Source organism: Bradyrhizobium sp. USDA 4341 (assembly GCF_054063755.1).
Genome location: NZ_JBSSGO010000002.1, coordinates 5694210 through 5709435, shown reverse-complemented (window position 1 = coordinate 5709435; position 15226 = coordinate 5694210). Strand labels below are relative to the sequence as shown.

The following is a 15226-nucleotide window of genomic DNA, read 5'->3' as shown; positions in this document are numbered from 1 at the left end:
CCTTTGATCCGGTTCATTCAGCCGGGTACTGCGTGGCGAGGACGACCGGCCGGTCGAGGCGCAGGCTCCACAGCGCGAGCAGCAGCCCGACCGCAGTGATGACGGCGGCGACCAGCGGCAGCGCGCCGAGACCAAGGCCGCGATCGATGGTGACGCCACCAGCCCAGGCGCCGAGCGCGTTGCCGAGATTGAAGGCCGCGATGTTCAGGCTGGAAGCCAGCGTCCGTCCTTCCACACCGGCGGCTTCGAGCACGCGAAGCTGCAGCGGCGCGACGGTCGCAAACGCCGCGATGCCGAGCACGAACAACAATGCGACCGCCAATGCCTTGATCGAGATCACCGCCGCCAGCGCGACGAGGACGGCGGCGAGGCCACCGAGCGACACCAGCAACGCACGCGCAAGCCCCTTGTCGGCGAGCCGCCCGCCCGCGACGTTGCCAATTGCAAGGCCGGCGCCGAACACCAGCAGGATCGGCGACACCGCGGCGTCGGAAAATCCGGTGAGGCGCGTCAGGATCGGCTGCACATAGGTGAAGACCGCGAACAGCCCGCCGAAGCCGAACACCGTCATGGCAAGCCCGAGCAGGACCTGCGGACGGCCAAGCACGGCAAGCTCCTCGCGCAGCGGCGCGGGCTTGTCGTTGGCTCCGACATGGCCGGGCACCAGCACGGACAGCACGATGAACGCGATCACGCCGATCACGGCCACCGCCCAGAACGCCGCGCGCCAGCCGAGCATCAGGCCGAACCACGCGCCGAAGGGAACGCCGAGCAAGGTCGCGACCGTCAGCCCGATGAACATCGTGGCGATCGCCGATGCGCGCTTGTCTTCCGGCACGAGGCTTGTCGCGACCACCGAGCCGACGCCGAAGAAGGTGCCGTGCGCGAGCGACGTGAGAATGCGCGCCGCCATCAGCAGTTCGTAGTTCGGCGCCAGCGCGCAGGCCGCGTTGCCGAGCGTGAAGATCGCCATCAGCGCCAGCAGCACCGCCTTACGCGGCATCCGCCGCGTTGCCAGCGTCAGGATCGGCGCGCCGACGAACACGCCGAGCGCGTAGCCGGAGATCAACAGGCCCGCCGCGGAGACGGATACCTGCATATCGGCGGCGACCTGCAGCAACAGCCCCATGATGAGGAATTCGGTGGTGCCGATGCCAAAAGCACCGGCGGTCAAGGCAAGGACTGCAGCAGGCATGTGTCGCTCCGGAGGGAAGGATTCCGCAATGCGACATAGCGAGGCCGTCCCAAAAGGATTAGAATGGCCGCAATCCAATCATTTGTGACGTGAATTCAAGATGTCCCGAACAGACACCAACCGCTCCGGGGAGATGGACGTGTTCGTCCGCGTCGTCGATCTCGGCGGCTTCACGGCGGCGGCGAACAGCCTGCGCCTGACGCCGTCGGGCGTCAGCAAGCTGGTCTCGCGGCTCGAGACGCGGCTCGGCACGCGGCTGGTCAACCGCACTACCCGCAAGCTGCAGCTCACCGAGGAGGGGCAGGCCTTCTACCAGCGCGCCCAGCGCATCCTCGCCGACATCGACGAGGCCGAACGCGAGGCCGCCTCATGCGTGCCGCGCGGCCATCTCACCGTGAACAGCAACATCCCGTTCGGCATGCTGCATGTGATGCCGCTGTTGCCGCGCTTCATGCGCGAGCATCCGGACATCACGCTCGACATCGTGCTGACCGACACGCTGGTCGATCTGATGCAGGCGCGCGCCGACGTCGCGATCCGCGTCGGCCCACTCGGCGCCTCGAGGCTGATCGCGCGCAAGCTCGGCACCAGCCGCATGGTGGTGGTCGCCGCACCGTCCTATCTCGCGCGCTTCGGCGCGCCGAAGAGCCCGGCGGACCTCGCCGTCCATCGCGGCATTGGCTGGACCTTTCCGCGCAGCATCCGCGGCTGGCCGTTCCGCCGCGCTGAAAAGATCGAGGAGGCGCTGCCGCCGCCGGTCGCCCGCGTCAGCGACGGCGAAGCCGCGCGCCAGCTCACGCTCGGTGGCATCGGGCTCGGACGGCTGGCGCTGTTTCACATCGGACCCGACATCGAGGCCGGGCGTCTGGTGCCGGTGCTGCAAAATCTCAATCCCGGCGATCGCGAGGACATCCACGCGGTCTATGTCGGCCACGCCGGCCCGCTGCCGGCGCGGGTGCGGGCGTTCATCGATTTTCTTGCAAGCAATGTCCGCATCGGCGATCCGGCGCTGCGCCGTGGCGCGGATGGGAACTGGAAAGTCGTAGGCGACAAGTGAGCATTTGATGACGAACGAAACCTCGGTCTTGCAGACTGTCACCGAATCGATCCGGATCGCCGCGCAGCCAACGCAGGTGTGGGACGCGATCACGGGTCCCAAAGCGGGCGAGACATGGCACAACGCGCATTTCAACACCGATTGGCAGATCGGCGCGTCGATCGAGATCGAGGCGGAGATCGGCGTGAAGCGCTATCGCGACAAGGGCCACGTCCTCCGTGTCGAACCGTCGTCACGGCTCGAATATTCCTATTGGTCGCAGGTCTCCGGCCTGCCGGATATTCCGCAATCCTATGCAACAATCACGATGACGCTCGCGGCTGACGGCGGTGAGACGTTGCTGACCGTCACCCAGCAGGTGCCGCCGTCGCCGATTCGGCGCGGGGACGGTTGGGAAATCGGCGCCGACTCCGGTGCGAAGCACGTCGCGTTCTACTGGCGCATGACGCTGCCGCGCCTGAAGCAGGCCGTCGAGCAAGGACGCGCCGCGCAATAGCGAGGTCTCGAAAGCGCTCTAGGTCCGCTTCAGCAAGAAGAGTTGCGTGACATAAGGAAACACCACCTCGTCGGAATCACCGAGGCCGGCCTCACGCAGGATGGCGTCGGTCTTGTCGCGAAGGACCGCCTTTTCGGCGTCGGGAAGATTGGCGACATAGCTCGTCGACACGACGCGTTCATAGACACCCTGGCGCGCCATCCGATGCGGATGGTCCTGCACGAATTCCTTCTCGAGCACGAAGCGGGGATCCTGCAAGATCCAGCGCCAGCGCCCCGAGCGTTGCCGGGGCGTGTCGCCCGCGTAGCCCTCAATCATGACGGACAAGGCGTCGACCCACGGCGCGCGGTCATCCCTGTTGTTCCAGACCAGCGCCAGCGTACCGCCGGGACGCAGGAGGCGCGCGATCTCGGCGACCGACGGCTCGTTGTCGAACCAGTGGAACGCCTGCGCGCAGGTCACGAGATCGACGCTGCCGGTTTCGAGGCCGATCGCATCGGCGCGGGTGTTGATGACCTCGATCCCTGCTTCGCTCGCGAGTTTCGCCGACATTTCGGCGACGGGCTCGATAGCGACCAGACGCGCTGTCTCGGACAAATGCGGAAGCAGCAGGCGGGTGAACTTGCCGGTTCCGGCTCCGAGATCGACGACACAGCGCGCGGCCTGCAGCGGCAGCGCCGCGACGATCTCCGCCGGATAGCTGGGCCGGCCCGCCTCATAGGCTGCGACCGCGACACGATAATTCCTGGCCGTAGGGTTCAATGTCATTGTTGCTTCTCCTGCGAGCCGGGCGTCTGCGATGAGATCTGCGGAACGGTATAAAGCAGCGCTGGCGCAGAACCGGAAGAGCGCGTCGATTCAAAATTCGCTGAGGACCCGTCACCTCTGCGTCAGTGCCAGGCGCCTGGCGTTGCTCCTTGTTGAACAAAGTGCGCGCAGTTTGAATGATCTTGCTTCGGCAAGAATTGATATCGCAACTTTGCGCGCTTGTGTTGCATCAACGTCGCAGTTCCCGGTTGCAAGTTACGGTTGATTGAACCACAGTTCTTGAGAGCGGACGCGGTCTGTTGCGCTTGCGCAGGACAAGCACGGTGCCTCTTCCGCACTGGTGCAGCCATGCAGCGATCCAGGGCTGTCTTTGTCACGGGTATCGTCTACGCCTTGATCGGCTTGGTCCTCGCGGGCGGCGGCATCTGGCTCGCCGCGCTGGGTGGATCCATCTCCTACATTGTCATCGGCGTCGGCATTCTCGCCACGGCTGCGCTCTTGCTGGCGCAGCACCGTTCGGCACTTTGGCTGTTTGCGATCGTGCTGGTCGGCACGCTGGCGTGGGCCGTCTATGAGGTGAAATTCGACTGGTGGCCGCTTGCGGCGCGCGGCGACATCATCTTCCCGATGGCGCTCTGGCTGCTGACCCCGGTGATCGTTCGCGGGCTAGTCCGAAACGAGCCGGTGTCCTACAGGCGTGCGACCGCGCCACTCTGGGTCGGCGTCGTGGCGGCTGCGGCGGTCCTCGTGGCCGGGCTGCTGTCGAGCTATCACGACATCAATGGCACGATTGCCGAGGCCGGTCCGGCCGTGCAGCAAAGCGAGGCCGACCCGCAACCGGACGGTGATTGGCGCGCCTATGGACGCACGCAATTCGGACAGCGCTATTCGCCGCTGAAGCAGATCACGCCCGACAATGTCGGCAAGCTCAAGGTCGCCTGGACCTTCCGCACCGGCGACGTGCCGACGCCGGAGGATTCCGGCGAGACCACCTTCGAGGTCACCCCGATCAAGGTGCGCGACACGCTCTATCTCTGTTCGCAGCACCAGGTGCTGTTCGCACTCGACGCCAGGACCGGCACCGAGCGCTGGCGATACGATCCCAAGCTTGTGCACAACAAGACGTTCCAGCACATGACCTGCCGCGGGGTCTCCTATCACGAAACCGCGGCTGGCGCCGTCGACAGCAGCGGCAGTCCGGCGCCGGCCGAATGCCCGCGCCGGATCTTCCTGCCGGTCAACGACGGCCGCATGATCGCGCTCGATGCCGACAGCGGCAAGCTCTGCGATGGCTTTGCCGATCACGGCATCCTTGACCTGCAGCAAGGGATGGGGATCAAGACCGCCGGGTTCTTCGAGCCGACCTCACCGCCGGTCGTCAGCGACAGGATCCTGGTCGTTGCCGCTGCGGTGATCGACAATTACGCCGTCGAAGTGCCGTCGGGCGTGATCCGCGGCTTCGATGTCTACACCGGCAAGCTGGTCTGGGCCTGGGACTCCGCCGCTGCCGACGAGAACGCGCTGCCGTCGCCGACGCGTCATTACACCAACGGCTCACCGAATTCCTGGATCACGGCCTCGTTCGATCCGAAATTGAATCTCGTCTACATTCCGACCGGCAACAACGGACCCGACATCTGGGGCGGCAATCGCGATGCGCTGGTCGAACGCTATTCGAGCTCCATCGTCGCGCTGGACGTCGACACCGGCAAGCGCGTCTGGTCGTACCAGACCGTGCATCACGATCTCTGGGACATGGACGTTCCCTCGCAACCGAGCCTCGTCGATGTGACGACGGCCAAGGGCGTCGTTCCCGCGATCATCCAGCCGACCAAGGTGGGCAACATCTTCGTGCTCGACCGCAGGACCGGCGAATTGATCGTGCCGGCGCCGGAACGTCCGGTGCCGCAGGGCCCCGCGCCCGGCGACCGCTCCGCACCAACCCAGCCGTTTTCCGAACTGACATTCCGGCCGCAAGCAAAGCTGACCGGCGCCGACATGTGGGGCGGCACGATCTTCGACCAGCTGCTGTGCCGGATCATGTTCCACCGCTTGCGCTACGAGGGCACGTTCACGCCGCCGTCGTTGCAGGGCACGCTGGTCTTCCCGGGCAATCTCGGCATGTTCGAATGGGGCGGCATCGCGGTCGATCCTGTGCGGCAGATCGCCATCGCCAATCCGATGTCGCTGCCGTTCGCCTCAAGGCTGATTCCGCGCGGCCCGCAAAATCCTCCGGCGCCGACCGCCGAGAAGCCGGTCGGCAGCGAGGTCGGGACGCAGCCGATGTACGGCACGCCGTTCGGGGTGGATATCTCGAGCTTCCTCTCGCCGCTCTCCGTGCCGTGCTACCGGCCGCCATGGGGCTCGATGGCCGCCATCGATCTCAGGACGATGAAGATCGTCTGGCAGCATCCGAACGGCACGATCAGGGACACCACGCCGCTGCCGCTTCCGTTCAAGATGGGCGTGCCAATGCTCGGCGGGCCGATCACCACCGCCGGCGGCGTCGCGTTCTACACCGGCACCTATGAGTACACGATCCGTGCCTATGACGTGCGCGACGGCAAGGTGCTCTGGGAAGATCGCCTGCCCGCCGGCGCGCAATCGACGCCGATGAGCTACGAGGCCGGCGGCAAGCAGTACGTCGTCACCGCGGCCGGCGGCCACGGCTCGTTCGGCACCAAGCGCGGTGACTATGTCATCGCCTACGCGTTGAAGGATTGAACCCGGGAGCGTCGTCATGCTTGCGTCCGGCGACCGAACACAGCATCCGACGGCGTTCTGTCTCTGGCTGGCTCTCGCGGCGATGTCGGTCTGTGCGGGTGGCGAGGTCGCACATGCCGCCGACCTGACGGCTCAAGGCGCAGCGCCCAATCCGGTGCCGGCACCGATTCCCTGGCTGCTCGGCGATTGGGACGGCGCGCGAACCCGGCTGTTGAATGCCGGCATCGATTTTCAGTTCGGCTACACCAGCGAGCTTGCCGGCAATGCAACGGGCGGCCAGCGGCAGCAGGTCGCCTACACCGATCAATGGACCTTCGGTACCACGTTCGATCTTGCAAAGCTCGGTGTCGTGCCCGGCGGCACGATCCAGGTCACGTGGACCGACCGCAACGGCAGCAATCTGAGCGACGACGCGCACCTCGGCACGCTACAGCAGGTGCAGGAGCTGTTCGGACGCGGCCAGACGCTCCGGCTTACGCAATTCTGGTACGACCAGAAATTCATCGACGGTCTCGTCGACTGGAAGATCGGACGCATCACCTTTGGTGAGGACTTCGCATCGTTCGCGTGCGACTTCCAGAACCTGACCTTCTGCGGCGCGCAGCCCGGCAACCTCGTCGGCAACTACATCTACAATTGGCCGGTCAGCCAATGGGCAACGAGGCTGAAGTTCAATCTGCCGGGCTTCGGCTATTTTCAGTTCGGCGTCTATGACGCCAATCCCAATTACCTGAAGGTCTCGCAGTCGGCGCTCCCGGTGTTCTATTCGGGATCCACCGGCCTGCTCATCCCGGCCGAGCTCGCCTGGCTGCCGAAGTTCGGCAATCTGCAGGGCAGTTACAAGTTCGGCGGCTGGTACGACACCTCGACCGCCCCCGATGTGGTCACCGACGTCAACGGCAACCCGGCCGTCCTCAGCGGGCAACCACTGTTGCAGAGCCGCGGACGTTACGGCGCCTATGTCAGCTTCGTTCAGCAGGTGATCCGGCCATCGCAAGCGAGCTCCGCGGGCATGCTCAGCCTGTTCTTCAATGCGACCATGGCCGACCGCCGCACAGCCACCACCGATTATCAAATCGCAGGCGGCCTGACCTATACCGGACCCTTCCAGTGGCGGCCCGAGGACGATATCGGATTTGCGGTCGGCACCACCCATGTCAACGGCCGCATCGCCTGGTCGGAAGAGCTGCAAAATCTGGCCGGCCTCGGCCCGGTCGCCGTCCAGGGCAACGAATACGTCATGGAACTCTACTACTCGTACCGGCCCCTCGCCGGCCTGCAGGTGCGACCGAACATCCAGTACGTGATCGACCCCGGCGGGACCAGCACGAACGCAAACGCATTGGTGTTCGGTCTGAAGACGGTCGCGAACTTCTGACACCCGAGCGCAACGCGATCCAGCCACGAACGAGGTGTCCTCCCTCTCCCGCTTGCGGGGGAGGTGAAGCGAGTCTGCTGCCGCACCGGCTCAACCTAACTTCATCGTGAACTTTGCGGCGTCCGGAAGGGTTGGCAAATCCGGCCAAAGCCGCTAAAGGTCCGCCCCCTTTCACAGACAATCCGAGCATGACATGACGAGCGCCCCGCCCGCCGTCTCGATTGGCGTCGATTTTGGCACCAGCAACACCGTCGTCGCGCTGTCCGATGCCGACGGCCGTGTCGAGGCGATCCGCTTCGACCATGGCGGCCGCACGCATAGCGTCTATGTCTCCGCGCTGTGCTTCTGGGAGGACCGGCCGGGCGCCGGCCTGCATCCGCGCGCCGAGGGCGGCCCGTGGGCGATCGAGCAGTTCCTTGAGGGACGCACGATCCATCGCTTCATCCAGTCGTTCAAGACCTTTGCGGCAAGCTCGGCGTTCAACACCACCCAGATCTTCCGGCAGCGCTACAAGTTCGAGGATTTGCTCGCGGCGTTCCTGCGCACGCTGACGCGCCATGCCGGCGAAGGCTTCGACTTGGGCGCACCGACCATCATGGTCGGCCGCCCGGTGAAGTTTGCCGGCGGCAATCCCAATGACGAGCTCGCCATGCAGCGTTACCGGGCCGCGTTCGAGCGGCTCGGCGCCGGCCACGCGCGCTATGTCTACGAGCCGGTCGGCGCGGCGTTCTCCTTTGCGCGCAGCCTCGATCACGATGCGACCGTGCTGGTCGCCGATTTCGGCGGCGGCACCAGCGACTTCTCCGTCATGCGCTTCTCGCGCAAGGGCGGCGTGCTGCGCGCCGAGCCGCTGGGACATGCCGGCATCGGCATCGCCGGCGACACCTTCGACTACCGCATCGTCGACCACATCGTCTCGCCGCGGCTCGGCAAGGGCACCAACTACCGCTCGTTCGACAAGGTGCTGCCGATCCCCAATCACTATTATTCGAGCCTCGCGCGCTGGCATCAGCTCGCGATGATGCGAGGCAATGGCGATTTGCGCGAGTTGCAGCAGCTCGCGCGCACCGCGATCGATCCGGCGCCGCTGCACGATTTCATCACGATCGTCGACCACGATCTCGGCTTCGCGCTGTACCGCGCCGTATCCGACACCAAGGTCGCGCTGTCGAGCCGCGACCGCGTCGAGTTCCGCTTTGCCCGGCAAGGCATCGATATCGGCGCGACCGTGACGCGCGACGATTTTGAATCCTGGATCGCCGACGACATCGAGCGGCTCGGCGCAACTGTCGACGAAGCACTGGCGAAGTCGGGCATCACCGCGCGCGACGTGGAGAAGGTGTTCCTGACCGGTGGCACCTCGTTCGTGCCGGCGGTGCAGCGCCTGTTTGCCGAGCGCTTCGGCGAAGCGCGGCTGACCTCAGCGGACCAGTTCGAATCGATCGCCTATGGTCTCGCCTTGATCGGCCACACGCCTGACCCCGACCGCTGGACCTTCGCCGAAGCGGCGTGACGGTTCGCGTCGCGCCTTGATCCCGGCCCAATACGCGATTAGATAATCTTACTTCATCAATTCGAGAGGATTGCCGACAGCCATGGATTTCATCCGGACCGCAACGCCCATCAGCCTTGCCCACCGGGATATCCATTGCCATGCCTGCATCGATCACGCTCTCCCATCTGACCCTGTCCGCGCCTGACGGCCGGGTTCTCCTTTCCAATATCGATCTGAACTTCGGACCCGAACGGACCGGCCTTGTCGGCCGCAACGGCGTCGGGAAGACGACCCTGCTCGGCCTGATCGCAGGCGCGCACGCGCCGCAATCCGGCACGGTCGCTGTTCAGGGACGCGTGGGGATGCTGCATCAGGCGGTTCAGGTGCAGCCGGACGAATGCGTCGTCGACCTGTTCGGTGCGCGCGGTGCGCTGGCTGCATTGCGCCGGGCCGAACAGGGCCTTGCGAGCACTGAAGAGCTTGCGGATATCGACTGGACGCTCGACACCCGCATCGCATCGGCACTGGCGCGTGTCGGACTGAGCGATGTGCTGGACGCCCCGCTGGCGACGCTGTCCGGCGGACAAGCCACCAGGGCGCGCCTCGCCGCACTGACCTTCGCGCAACCGGACTTTCTGCTGCTGGATGAACCCACCAACAATCTCGACCGCGCGGGACGCCAGGCGGTGATCGACCTGCTCGCGGACTGGCGGCATGGCGCCATCATCGTCAGCCATGACCGCGAGCTGCTCGAGACCATGGATGCGATCGTCGAGCTGACCTCGCTGGAAGCCCGACGCTATGGCGGCAATTGGAGCCAGTACCGTGCGCGCAAGGCCATCGATCTGTCGGCAGCACGACACGATCTGGCCGATGCCGAGAAGCGCGTCGCCGAGATCGACCGCAAGGCAAGGGAAACATCCGAACGGCAAGCCCGCAAGGATGGCGCCGGTGCGAGGAAGCGCGCCAAGGGCGATCTGCCGCGCATCGCCGCCGGGCTGCGCAAGGATCGCAGCGAGGACACCGGCGGCGAGAACGCCCGCCTTGCCGAGCGGCGGCGGACGCAAGCGCTTGAATTGGCCACTGCGGCGCGCCAGCGCATCGAGGTGCTGCAACCGTTCTCCGTGCAGCTGCCGTCGACGCAGCTGCCGGCGGGCAGGATGGTGCTGCGGATCGATGCCGCCGATGCCGGCTACACCGCGGACGCGCCGATCCTGCGCGATCTCACCTTCTCCATGTCAGGACCGGAGCGCGTCGCGATCACGGGCCCCAACGGCGCCGGCAAGACGACGCTGCTCAAGCTCGTCAGCGGCGATCTGACCGCGGCGCGCGGCACCGTCGAGGTGATGACCCGCTTTGCGATGTTCGATCAGGCGGTGAGCCTGCTCGATGCCTCGGTCTCGATCCTGGATAATTTCCGGCGCATCAATCGGGATGCCAGCGAGAACGCCTGTCGCGCCGCGCTGGCGCGCTTCATGTTTCGCGCCGATGCCGCCCTGCAAATCGTCGCGAGCCTGAGCGGCGGCCAGTTGCTTCGTGCCGGCCTGGCCTGCGTTCTCGGCGGCGTGAGCCCGCCGCCGCTCCTGATCCTTGATGAGCCGACCAATCACCTCGACATCGAATCGATGGAAGCGGTCGAGGCCGGACTGCGCGCCTATGACGGCGCGCTGCTGGTTGTGAGCCACGATGAGACCTTCCTCGAGGCGATCGCAATCACCCGCAGGTTGGATCTCGCTTCGTGAAGATGATGCGGAGATTTGGAGGAATTGCCATCACGATCAATGTTTCGAACGACGAAGGTTGGTCAGGAATTGAACAGCCGAGCACGCGTCGCCTTGGGGCAGGTTGTAGGCGCGGTGCTCGGCTGTCAGGCCGCGCGGCGGTGCGGCCATTCCGCCAGCTTCGCTCGTCCCCACGAGCGAGGCCGTCGGAGCTGAATCTCGCCGGTTGCTAAATCCGCGCCGTCGAATGGAGTGCGTTTCTCCAAAGGGCAAATGCGACGAAGCCTGCCAGCAGCAAAAAGCCGCCACCGGCCGCGATCAAGAAATGCGCGAACGTCATCTTGGAAATCCCAATTGAGAAGCATCATGCGGCGCGACATGCACCGCAACCTGGCAATCAAATGCACTTCAGAATTGATTTGCCCCGCCGGCCGCAGCCGGACAGCCCGAAAGGTGGCTGGCATTGCGCTCTGCCCACCCTTCGATTCCAGAGAGGTCGTCAAGCCACTCGGCTGTTGCCCCTCGTCGTGCGGTTCGTCACGCCGCTCAAGTGTCAGCAGGATAATCGATAAAACTTTATCGACAATCGAAACGGAAAATTAAGGTTACCGGCGCGCCGGCAAGGTTCGATCGCCCCCCGGCGGCCGCGGCTCCCAGCAAAATATCGAAAACAACCCCATGCAAAGCAGCCCGCAGCCACCGCTCCAGCCTGGGTGGCGGTCAATTGGAGCAACATCCTCCGGACCAAGGTTCGGGGGGCATGTCACGTTTCGACGCGCTGCCTTGTCTTAGCTTCTGCAATGGCAGCAGCAGAGGACACCATGCATCATATCGGAACCGGAGGCGATCGCATCCTGATCGCGATCGTCTATCATAGCGCCTACGGCCACACCCGGCGTCAGGCGGAGGCCGTCAGGTCCGGCGTTGGGGATGTCGATGGCGCGGAGGCCCTTCTGGTGCCTGTCGAAAGCGTGGAACAGAACTGGGACAGACTGATGAGTGCGGAAGCCTTGATCTTCGGCACGCCCACCTATATGGGCGCCGCCTCCGCGGCCTTCAAAGCCTTTCAGGAATCGACTTCAAGTGCAGTGATGTCCAAAGGCTATCGCTGGAAGGACAAGCTCGCGGCCGGCTTCACCAATTCGGGGGCCCACGCCGGCGACAAGCTCTCCACATTGATCCAGCTTGCATTGTTCGCCGCCCAGCATGGGATGCACTGGGTGAATCTTGACCTGCCGCCGGGAAACAACTCCGCGTCGGGATCCGAATCCGATCCGAACAGGCTGGGGTTCTGGCTGGGAGCCGGCGCGCAGTCGAACACCGACGAGGGCGCGGATACCGCGCCGCCTGCATCCGATCTCGCAACCGCCCGTCACCTGGGACAGCGCGTGGCGAAGGCAGCACTTCAGTTTGCACGCGGCCGCGACGCGGCCTCAGCGACCGTTCGGGCGATGTCATGAAGGATGCAGCCGAAGCATCGGCGGCCGACATCTTCGCCGATCTGCGGCCGCGCCTGATCCGGCTGGCGTATCGGATGCTAGGCTCGGTCGCCGACGCGGAGGATGTCGTGCACGACGCCTGGCTGCGCTGGCTCGCGGCCGATCGCGATCAGGTGCGCGATCCCAAAGCCCTCCTGCACACCATCGTCACGCGCTTATCCCTCAACGAATTGAAATCTGCGCGGCGCCGGCGGGTGGCCTATGTCGGACCATGGCTCCCCGAGCCCTTCTTCGACCCCGAAGACGAGGAAGCGGCCGACGATCTGACCCTGCCGTTGATGATCGCGCTGGAACGCCTGTCGCCCTTGGAGCGGGCGGCTTTTCTGCTGCATGACGTGTTCGGATTGGGGTTCGATGCCGTATCCGAGACGATCGGACGTGAGGCTGCGACCTGCCGCAAGCTTGCCAGCCGCGCCCGCGCGCATATCCACGATGCCAAGCCGCGATTCGTCGTCGGGAATGAAGAAGGCCTGCGGCTCGCGAATGCCTTCTTCACGGCAACGCGGACAGGCGACCTTGCCGCGTTGCGCGCCATGCTCGCCGAGGATGTCGTGGTCTATGCGGATGGCGGCGGCCGGGTCCCGGCACCGACAGAGCCTCTGGTCGGGTGTGATGCTGCGATGGAGCGTTTCGCGGGGCTCGCCCGCCTGTTCGCCCTGCATCCCTCGCGGTTGATCCGCTATGCCATCATCAACGGATTGCCGGGCTTCATCACGATCGAGAACGGGATTGTTCAAACGACGGCCTTGCATGTCGACAATGAGCGGGTCGTTGCAATCTATGTGACCCGCAATCCCGACAAGCTACACAACGTGCCTGATGTGACGGGCTGGCGGAATTGATGATGCGTCATCCGTCTCCGCTCAGCGCGCCCGATAGCGGTAGACGAGATCGTGCGGGTCGTCTCTCGGCGCTGACGGATCGAGCTCGCCGCCCAATCGCTTCGCCACCGCGGCGGACATCGCATTGTCGGGCGCCATGTAGCTGACCAGCGAGGGAAGCTTCAGCGTCGCGAAGGCCCAGTCGCGCAATCCGAGTGCGGCTTCGGTGGCGTAGCCGTGTCCTTCCTGCTCGTCATGGAGCAGCCAGCCGAGCTCCTTTTCGTCCCGACGATCGGAAACCCACGGTCCGAGCTACTAGGGTGCGTACTCATATCAAGCCCGCCAGAAGGGTTTGGTGACTTCCAGAGCGATGTCGCTCCAGGAAAGCCCGACATCATGCAAGTCGCGATCGGTCCATTGCGCCAATTCGCGGCGCCGCCGAACCCGGTCGCGCCAGGTGTGCAGGGTGCCGCTGACTTGCTTAACAAGACCCAACCATGATGATTTGTCATCGACGCCCTGGTCTGCGGCCTCCCGGGAGTACCACATAAGCTCGACCTGCCTCCTTTCATCGCCCCTACTTTGCCCGGCCCTGCACGATCGCGACCGCACCTGCGAGCAACACAGCGGCCGATATCATGAGCGAGGCATGCGCGCCTGCCATGAACGCGTTGTTCCCTCCGACCAGCGAACCGAACAGGGCAACGCCAACCACGCTGCCGGTCTGCCGCGTCGCGTTCAGTACACCCGCGGCGATGCCGGATCGCGATTTCTCGACACTGCCGAGCAGCGTCGAAGTCAAAGACGGCACGAGCAGGCCGAGCCCGCCGCCGAGGATGATGAGCTGAGCGCCGATCGCCCAGTAGCTGGTGCCTGAGGTCATAGGCAGCAGCGCAACGCAGCCCGCGGCGGCGATCATACAAGCCAGCGCGATGGCTTGCGGCGCGCCAAGGCGCTCGCTGACCGACGCGGCGATCAGGTTGGCGGGGAGCACCATGGCCATCATGGGTACGAAGGCGAGGCCCGTTGCGAACGGCGACCAGCCATTGACGTTCTGGAAGTAGAGACTGAGCATGAAGATCAGGCCGTAGAAGGCGATGTTGAAGAGAAGCCCGACCAGAGCGGTCAGCGCGAACATGCGATGGCGGAACAGCGACAGCGGCAGCATTGGTTGCAGCGCGCGCGCCTCGCGCCATACGAACAGGAGTCCGATTACGGCCGCCGCCGCGAAGCCCGTGATGACGAGCGGATGGCTCCAGCCGAGCGCGCCGCCCTCGATCAGGGCGCCGGCCAGCGCGCCGAGCGCCGTGATCGCCGCGATCTGGCCCGGCAGATCAATCTCGCGCTGCGCGAGCCGCGGCGTCTCCTCGGCGTAACGCCAGGCGAGCCAGAGGCCGGCGGCGCCAATCGGCAAGTTGACAAGAAAGATCGCGCGCCAGCCGACCAGCGCGATCAGCGCGCCGCCAACTAGCGGCCCCGCAGTCAGTGCGACGCTCGCACCTGCGGCCCAGAAGCCGACCGCGCGGCCGCGCGCCTTCGGATCGGTATAGGCGTGATTGAGTAGCGTCAGCGAGTTCGGCACCAGGATTGCCGCCGCCAGGCCCTGCACGGAGCGAGCAACGATCAGGAACATCGCCGACGGAGCCAATGCGCAGGCGAGCGAAGCCAACGTGAAGATTGCAAAGCCCCCCATGAATATCCGCTTGGCGCCAACGCGATCACCGAGCGCACCAGCGGTCAAAATGAAGGCAGCGAATACGATGGTATAGGAGGTCACCACCCATTGCAGCTCGGCCACGCTGCCGCCGAGCGAGGTGCTGATGCTGCTCAGCGCGGTATTAACGATGGTGATATCCAGCTGCACAACGCCGAGGCCGAGGCTCGTGGCGGCAAGCGCCAGCGCCGCGGCGAGAGGCGAACGGGATGACGCGCTGTCAGAGCCGGCTTGTTCCGGCTGCCTTGTGTTGAGCGAAGTTGTTTGCATTGATCACACTCGGTTGTCTGTGAGATTTTGATGGCTCAGACCAGCTCGTTTTTCGATTGTCATTCGATGCCAATCGAATACTTGGAGC

The 15226-nt window shown here is 65.0% G+C and carries 12 protein-coding genes and 1 pseudogene; 8 read left to right on the top strand and 5 right to left on the bottom strand.

Annotated elements, in window-relative coordinates:
- Nucleotides 1-13 precede the first annotated feature (13 nt).
- Nucleotides 14-1195, bottom strand: a complete 1182-nt coding sequence (locus ACVIGB_RS33235) for an MFS transporter (protein ID WP_456719492.1) — start codon at nt 1193-1195, stop codon at nt 14-16.
- Between the two features lie 100 nt (nt 1196-1295).
- Between ACVIGB_RS33235 and ACVIGB_RS33230 the strand changes: the two genes are divergently transcribed.
- Nucleotides 1296-2252 carry a LysR family transcriptional regulator gene (locus ACVIGB_RS33230; RefSeq protein WP_456719493.1) on the top strand — a complete coding sequence of 319 codons (957 nt, stop codon included), beginning with the start codon at nt 1296-1298 and terminating at the stop codon, nt 2250-2252.
- Nucleotides 2253-2259: 7 nt separating this feature from the next.
- Complete coding sequence (locus ACVIGB_RS33225; protein ID WP_456719494.1) at nt 2260-2748, top strand: SRPBCC family protein; 489 nt, start codon at nt 2260-2262, stop codon at nt 2746-2748.
- Between the two features lie 18 nt (nt 2749-2766).
- Here the strand turns inward: ACVIGB_RS33225 and ACVIGB_RS33220 are convergent, their stop codons facing one another.
- Nucleotides 2767-3516, bottom strand: coding sequence for a class I SAM-dependent methyltransferase (locus ACVIGB_RS33220; protein WP_456719495.1), 750 nt, complete (start codon nt 3514-3516; stop codon nt 2767-2769).
- Nucleotides 3517-3864: 348 nt separating this feature from the next.
- Here ACVIGB_RS33220 and ACVIGB_RS33215 point away from each other — a divergent pair, with 348 nt between their 5' ends.
- The 6 genes from ACVIGB_RS33215 to ACVIGB_RS33190 all read left to right on the top strand — a co-directional run bounded on the left by ACVIGB_RS33215 (nt 3865) and on the right by ACVIGB_RS33190 (nt 13175).
- Nucleotides 3865-6240 carry a glucose/quinate/shikimate family membrane-bound PQQ-dependent dehydrogenase gene (locus ACVIGB_RS33215; protein ID WP_456719496.1) on the top strand — a complete coding sequence of 792 codons (2376 nt, stop codon included), beginning with the start codon at nt 3865-3867 and terminating at the stop codon, nt 6238-6240.
- 16 nt (nt 6241-6256) lie between these two features.
- Nucleotides 6257-7618 carry a carbohydrate porin gene (locus ACVIGB_RS33210; RefSeq protein ID WP_456719497.1) on the top strand — a complete coding sequence of 454 codons (1362 nt, stop codon included), beginning with the start codon at nt 6257-6259 and terminating at the stop codon, nt 7616-7618.
- A gap of 193 nt (nt 7619-7811) precedes the next feature.
- Nucleotides 7812-9131, top strand: coding sequence for an Hsp70 family protein (locus ACVIGB_RS33205; RefSeq protein WP_456719498.1), 1320 nt, complete (start codon nt 7812-7814; stop codon nt 9129-9131).
- Nucleotides 9132-9271: 140 nt separating this feature from the next.
- On the top strand, nt 9272-10855 hold the full coding sequence (locus ACVIGB_RS33200; protein WP_456719499.1) for an ABC-F family ATP-binding cassette domain-containing protein: 1584 nt from the start codon (nt 9272-9274) through the stop codon (nt 10853-10855).
- Between the two features lie 800 nt (nt 10856-11655).
- Nucleotides 11656-12294, top strand: coding sequence for a flavodoxin family protein (locus tag ACVIGB_RS33195; RefSeq protein ID WP_456719500.1), 639 nt, complete (start codon nt 11656-11658; stop codon nt 12292-12294).
- Nucleotides 12291-13175: a sigma-70 family RNA polymerase sigma factor gene (locus ACVIGB_RS33190; protein ID WP_456719501.1), complete on the top strand. Its 885-nt coding sequence runs from the start codon at nt 12291-12293 to the stop codon at nt 13173-13175. Before ACVIGB_RS33195 ends, ACVIGB_RS33190 begins: the two co-directional genes overlap by 4 nt.
- A gap of 21 nt (nt 13176-13196) precedes the next feature.
- On the opposite strand, the pseudogene ACVIGB_RS33185 reads toward ACVIGB_RS33190, so the two are convergent.
- The 3 genes and pseudogenes from ACVIGB_RS33185 to ACVIGB_RS33175 form a co-directional block, all read right to left on the bottom strand.
- Nucleotides 13197-13436 (bottom strand): annotated as a pseudogene (locus ACVIGB_RS33185) (GNAT family N-acetyltransferase); the annotation flags it as partial.
- A 51-nt stretch (nt 13437-13487) separates the two neighbouring features.
- Nucleotides 13488-13703, bottom strand: a complete 216-nt coding sequence (locus ACVIGB_RS33180) for a DUF1127 domain-containing protein (RefSeq protein WP_456719502.1) — start codon at nt 13701-13703, stop codon at nt 13488-13490.
- A gap of 28 nt (nt 13704-13731) precedes the next feature.
- A complete protein-coding gene (locus ACVIGB_RS33175; protein WP_456719503.1) occupies nt 13732-15138 on the bottom strand; it encodes an MFS transporter in 1407 nt (468 codons plus the stop codon).
- Between the last annotated feature and the right edge of the window lie 88 nt (nt 15139-15226).